Raw genomic sequence first — 5,428 nt, 5'->3', positions numbered from 1 at the left:
AGTGCAATCGGGTGTCGTCGAGGTGCGCGGTGTCATGCTGCTCGCGCGTGCCCCAGCCGTACCTCGGCGCGTACCCCCGTGGTGGTACGCGCCGCACGCCTGCCCCCTGAGGGGTAGCCCGAGTGTCCTCCCAGGCCAGACGCGGCCGGGTGCCGCGCCGGGAGAGTCTTGAGGCATCGCAGCGGCCCCCACACAGGGGCCGCGGTCCCCACCCCCTCCCCGAGATGAGAATCGCCATGCATACCTGGGTCGTCACCATGCCCATCCGCGCTCTGGACGGCAACACCGGAACCCATACCTTCGTTGTCAGGGCGCTGTCTGCCGAGCAAGCGCTGAAGAAAGCACTGCAGGAGGCCGCCCGCAAGCAGGCCCGGCTGCACCGCCGCGACGCCTGGCTCAACGACGAGGACGTCGTCATCTCCCGGGTCCGGCGGGACGGCTCGCCGTGGCACGACACCGGGACTTCCCAGTCCCTCAGCGTCACGACCTGATGCGAAGGCTGGAAGAACCGGTGGACACCACGCTCGCCCACGCGTGGGTACAGGCCATCGCCTCCCTCGCGACGGAGCACGAGCAGCGCCTCAACCAGCTCGACGCCGTCATGGGGGACGCCGACCACGGCGCCAACGTACGCCTTGGCTTCTCCGCCGCCGCCAAGGCCCTGGCCTCCCCCACCATCAGCACCATCGGAGAGGTGCTGCAGCGCACCGGCCACACCCTGCGCACAACGGGCCTGGACGCCTCGGGCCAGCTGTACGGAGCTGCTTTCTGCTCCATGGCCCATGTCCTGCCCGAACCCGCCACCGGCACGGGGCCGTTCACCACGGCCCTCGCCGCCGGGCTGCTCACGATCCAGTCACTCGGCGCCGCCAGGACAGGCGACAAGACCATGCTGGATGCCTTCACCCCCGGCCACCGGGCGTTCCAGCGCGCGGCCCTGGCCGGCTGCGACTTCGCCACCGCGGCCCGGGCTGCAGCGGATGCCGCCGAGCAGGGCATGGAGGCAACGGCCACCATGCGTGCCCGCCGGGGCCGTGCCTCCTTCTTCGGCTTGCGCGGCCTGGGCCACCCGGACCCTGGAGCAGCCTCCACGGCGCTCATTTTCCAGGCCTTGGCGCAGGTGGCCGCGGACTGACGGCGCCGCGCTCGCAGGGTGAACACGCACTGCCCGGTGAGCGTACCGTGCTGCGACATCCCGGTGGGCAGCGCTCGCCGGTACGGACATCCGCCCGCACGGGCAGACCCACGCGAACGCCGCAACGTGGTCCTCTCGCGGTTTCTCCCGCCGATTCGAGCCAGCAAGGGAGTATGTGAGGTGGTTCATGTCGCGCACGCGATCAGGCTGAACATCAAGGTTCTGCTGATCAGGACAGAGAAGAAAGTCACCGCCTTCTTCCATCCGGCGGCCCGCACCGCCGACGCGCCCGTGTCACACCGCCGTACAGGCACGGGCAGCGCATCCCGCCAGGGCAACCACTGCGCGGATCCCCAGAGGTCCTCCGGCCCCGCGCCGACCGTACCCCGGCACCTGAAGGAACCTCCGCATCGTGCCTATCCGCCCGAGCACCCGACCGGCCACCCGTCCACGGTGCCGGGAGCGCAGAGCGGGCCCGGCCACGCGCCCGCACCTGCGCGCACCGCGGTGGAGGCCCAGCTCCAAAAACTGTGGCAAGCAGAATTCGGCCGCCCGGTCGTCGGCATCCATGACGACTTCTTCGTATTGGGGGGCGACAGCGAGCGTGCCGCCCGCCTGCAGCACATGGTCAACGGGAGATTCGGCCTCGCCCTGCCGAACACCTCCGTGCTGCTGTGGCCCACCATCGCCGAACTCGCCGGAGTGATCGAGAGCTGCGGCACCGGCGCCCCACGCCCTACCGCGGCACGGCGCAAGCACCATGGGAGGAAGAACCGCCTGTTCGCTGCCAAGCCCGTGCTCCCGTGGGCGCCCCGGCAGCGCGACCGCGCCTGGGGGGACCCATGGTGACGCGGGCCCTGCCCCCGTACCGCAGCACCGCACGGAAGCCACCGGTCCGATGAGCGGCCTGACCGACCTGCTCGCCGCCACCGCCGCGCGCACCCCCTGCGCGACCGCCGTGGCCGAGTCCGGGCACGAGCTGACGTACGCGAGTCTGTGGGCCGACTCCGGCAGGCTGGCCCACTGTCTCAGAGGTGAACAGCTGACCGGACAGACCGTCGTGCTCGCGGTACTACCCGGCATCCGCTGGATCACCGCCCTGCTCGGCGTCTGGCGCGCCGGTGCGGTGGCGCTGCCCGTCGACCTGGCACAGCCCTACGAGCACCTGGCCCGCATCACCTCCGGATGCCGGGCCCGTGCCGCGCTCACCCACACCGGAAAGCCCCTGCGCTGGGCCCCAAGCCTGCGCACCATGCCCGTCTCCGTGAACTCGGACAGGGGCGCCGAGCCGCTGCTGCCCGGGTCTCCCAGCGACGACACCCCCGCGTACATCTGGCACGGCGGCATCCCCGCCAGGCCTTGTCCGCTCGTGGTCACCCACCGGGCGCTGGCGGCCCGCGCGAACGCCGTTCCGCACCTGGCCGGCATTTCCCGCGCCGACCGGGTCGCCCAACTGGCGCCGGTCACCGCCGAGGCGGTGCTGTGGGAAGTGCTGTGCGCCCTGGTGACCGGGGCCCGCCTGGAGATCGCCGGGCCGTTCAACCGTACGCCCGGTCCTCCGCGGGCCGGCTTTCTGGAGCGTCACGTCATCACGGCCTTCACCTGCACCTTCGACGAGCTCGTGGCCACACCGTATGTCTCGCTGTCCAAACTGCGGCGGATCGTGCTCAGGGGCGGGGACCCGGACCTGCCCGCGCTTGCGCGGTGGCTGGGCCGCTACGACGTGGCTGCCGCCTACGGTGTGCCCGAGACCTGCGGCGACGCCCTGTTCGCCGGAAACCTCCGCGAAAGCGACGACCCGGCGCCGATCGGCTGGCCGCTACCCGGCGTGCTCGCCTGGGTGCTCGACGAAAGACAGCGGCCAGTGCCCCGCGGCGAGCCGGGGGAGCTGTATCTGGGCGGTGACGCTCTGGCCATCGGGTACCCCCGCCGGACCCTACGGCGCACCGAGGCCACCGGGGCATTCGTGCGACTGCATCTGCCGCCGCCGAACGACCCGCAGGGCAGCACCGCGGACGTGCGCCTCTACCGCACCCGTGACCGCGTCCTCATCCAGGACAACGGCCAGTACGTCGTCCTCGGCCACCTCAGTCGGATTTCCGCGGCACCCGGCGGAGTCTTTGTCCGCCGACCCGCGGACCAGCCGCGCTAGGAGTGGCGCCGCCCGCCCGGGACCAGAAGAAAAGCCGCTCATGACGACGATCACCCTCCTCTTCCCCGATCCGATGGGTACGGCGCTCGGCGCCTGTGCCGTCCAGGCGGGCGCCCGCGTCCTGTGGGTCCCGCCGGAGGGCGGCTCCGTGCAGGGCTTTGCCCAGTACTCCGGCATGCTGCCCTGCTCCTCCCTTGCCGACGCCCTGGCACGCAGCGACCTCGCACTGTCCTACTGCCCGCCGAACGCCGCCTTCGACGTCGCCCGCAACGTCACCAGGCATCATTTCCGCGGGGTATACGTCGACGCCAACGCCATCAGCCCCGTCCAGCTGTCCCGCATCCAGGAACTCCTGGCGCAGCGCGGCATCCCCCTGGTGGACGCGGTCGTCATCGGCCCCCGGCCGGGCGGCGGGCGGCAAGCGCGGCTGTACGCGTGCGGGGAACCACACGGTGTCGACATCCTCAAGAACGCCTTCGGTTACACGGACGTGGACGTGCGCCGCCTGGACGGACCCCTCGGCACAGCATCGGCCCTGAAGGCCGCGTTCGCCGGCTTCCACAAGACCTCGCACATGCTCGCCGCGATCTGCCACGCCCTCGCCAACGCCTACGGGGTGGGGGGCGAGCTGGCAGCCGAGGCACGGGCGCTGAACCTGCGCGTGCTGGCCAGCCCGCGCAACCTGCCGGACGTCGCGGCCCGGGCCTGGCGGTGGGAACCGGAACTGCGGGAGATCGCCGACACGCTGGCCTCCGTCGGGCTGCCCCCGGACCTCGCCGCCGGTGCGGCCTCCGCGATGGCACGCTGGACGGCCTTGCGGGACGTGCCCGCCCCCGCGCTGACCGACGTGCTGGACTGGCTGCGCAGTACCCCCCAGAAACCGGCCTCCGGCGTGGCAGCGCTGTTCGTACACGGCCGGTTCCGATCCCCGGTCGCCCTGCAGGACGTACTCGGACGGGTGCCAGACTCCTCCCCTGCAGTCCTGCACGGCTGGGAACCGCTCGGGTCTGCCGGAGAAACGCCGCTCGCGCTGCGGCCGTCCGCGGCATCCGTGGAGGGGCTGCTGGTCGACGGCCTGTCCCCGCGCGACTACCGCGCCATCGACGCCTTCGCGGACCTCCAGTGCGACCTGCGTCCTGTGTTGCTGGCCGATGGACGGCAGGCCTGGGCATACGTACGGCCCTAAGCGTCCCTGGGTCTGGCCCTCCAGCCCCCGGCCCGGCAGCGGACCGCAGTGGCGGCGACCGTCGCATCCATCCCAGTACGACGGCCGCCGCACAGCAGCACCGCAGGCACAGGCCCGAGGGCGGCTCAAAGCACCGAATCCGAGTCGCCCTGGGCAACGGCCGTGGGTGGCGGGTCGGCGCACCCGCGGGGAGGTGCGCCGCCCACAACGATTCAATGCGAAACGATCGGCACCCGCCATCGCTCTTCAGGCTGATTCCGGCCCGGACGACCGGGCCGAACCGCAAGTGCCGAGACACACCGGTGCAGTTCCCCGGCCAGGACGCGGCAGTGGCGCAGCAACTGCGGAGAGGGAGTCGGCCTCCCCCCGGGGGGCAGCGTGAAGTCGAGCCTGCTGGCGGCAATATGGGTCGGGACCACCCAGCCGCCCAGGGACGTTGCCACCGTACGCAGCTGCTCACAGACCACACGGCCGGTGTGCGGGCTGCTGCCCTGGGCCAGCAGGCCGACGGCCCGGTCCGCGAACGCGCCCCCCGGCAGCGTGTCCAGGGCCGCCTTGAGCAGACCCGAGTATCCGCAGTGGTGCACCGGACTGGTCAGGACCACGGCCTCGGATTCGGCCACGGCCTGCCGCAGCCATCCACAGGTGTCGTCGGCACCGGGCGGTGCGGCAAGCCCGGCGAGGCGCACCTCGACGCCGAAGGCGTCGAGGGCAACCCCCATGGCTTGAGCCAAAGCGGCAGTGAAGGAAGGGTTTCTGCTGCCGTTGATGATGAGTACGCGCATGACTGGCACTCCTCTCTTGACGGGCCAGGCCGTCCGGTACGAAGACCAGGACGTCTGGGCATGGGCGCATCCAGAGGCTTAGGGAGTCGTGGGGGCAGGGTGTGGGGATGGTGCGGGCGCAGGGGTGGGAGGGGAGGCTGCGTCTGGGTTTGGCGCGGTCTCCCCTTGCT

General features: G+C 71.7%; 6 protein-coding genes. 5 read left to right on the top strand and 1 reads right to left on the bottom strand.

The window, feature by feature from the left end:
• Window positions 1–236: 236 nt before the first annotated feature.
• From ABZ471_RS47540 to ABZ471_RS47520, 5 genes are all read left to right on the top strand, one after another.
• Window positions 237–491 (top strand): hypothetical protein, encoded by a 255-nt coding sequence (locus tag ABZ471_RS47540; RefSeq protein WP_359075382.1) that lies wholly within the window; start codon window positions 237–239, stop codon window positions 489–491.
• A complete protein-coding gene (gene dhaL / locus ABZ471_RS47535; RefSeq protein WP_359075381.1) occupies window positions 491–1,135 on the top strand; it encodes a dihydroxyacetone kinase subunit DhaL in 645 nt (214 codons plus the stop codon). Before ABZ471_RS47540 ends, dhaL begins: the two co-directional genes overlap by 1 nt.
• A gap of 180 nt (window positions 1,136–1,315) precedes the next feature.
• Complete coding sequence (locus ABZ471_RS47530; protein WP_359075380.1) at window positions 1,316–1,984, top strand: phosphopantetheine-binding protein; 669 nt, start codon at window positions 1,316–1,318, stop codon at window positions 1,982–1,984.
• 49 nt (window positions 1,985–2,033) lie between these two features.
• Complete coding sequence (locus ABZ471_RS47525; RefSeq protein ID WP_359075379.1) at window positions 2,034–3,287, top strand: AMP-binding protein; 1,254 nt, start codon at window positions 2,034–2,036, stop codon at window positions 3,285–3,287.
• Window positions 3,288–3,327: 40 nt separating this feature from the next.
• The gene (locus ABZ471_RS47520; protein ID WP_359075378.1) at window positions 3,328–4,473 is read left to right on the top strand and encodes a DUF1932 domain-containing protein; all 1,146 of its coding nucleotides are present in this window, start codon (window positions 3,328–3,330) and stop codon (window positions 4,471–4,473) included.
• A 212-nt stretch (window positions 4,474–4,685) separates the two neighbouring features.
• Here ABZ471_RS47520 and ABZ471_RS47515 read toward each other — a convergent pair whose 3' ends face one another.
• Window positions 4,686–5,258, bottom strand: a complete 573-nt coding sequence (locus ABZ471_RS47515) for an NADPH-dependent FMN reductase (protein WP_359075377.1) — start codon at window positions 5,256–5,258, stop codon at window positions 4,686–4,688.
• Window positions 5,259–5,428: the final 170 nt, after the last annotated feature.

Source organism: Streptomyces sp. NPDC005728 (genome assembly GCF_040630895.1).
Lineage (GTDB): Bacteria > Actinomycetota > Actinomycetes > Streptomycetales > Streptomycetaceae > Streptomyces.
The sequence above is the reverse complement of the archived record's forward strand: the minus strand, read 5'-3'. Positions and strand labels throughout refer to the sequence as shown.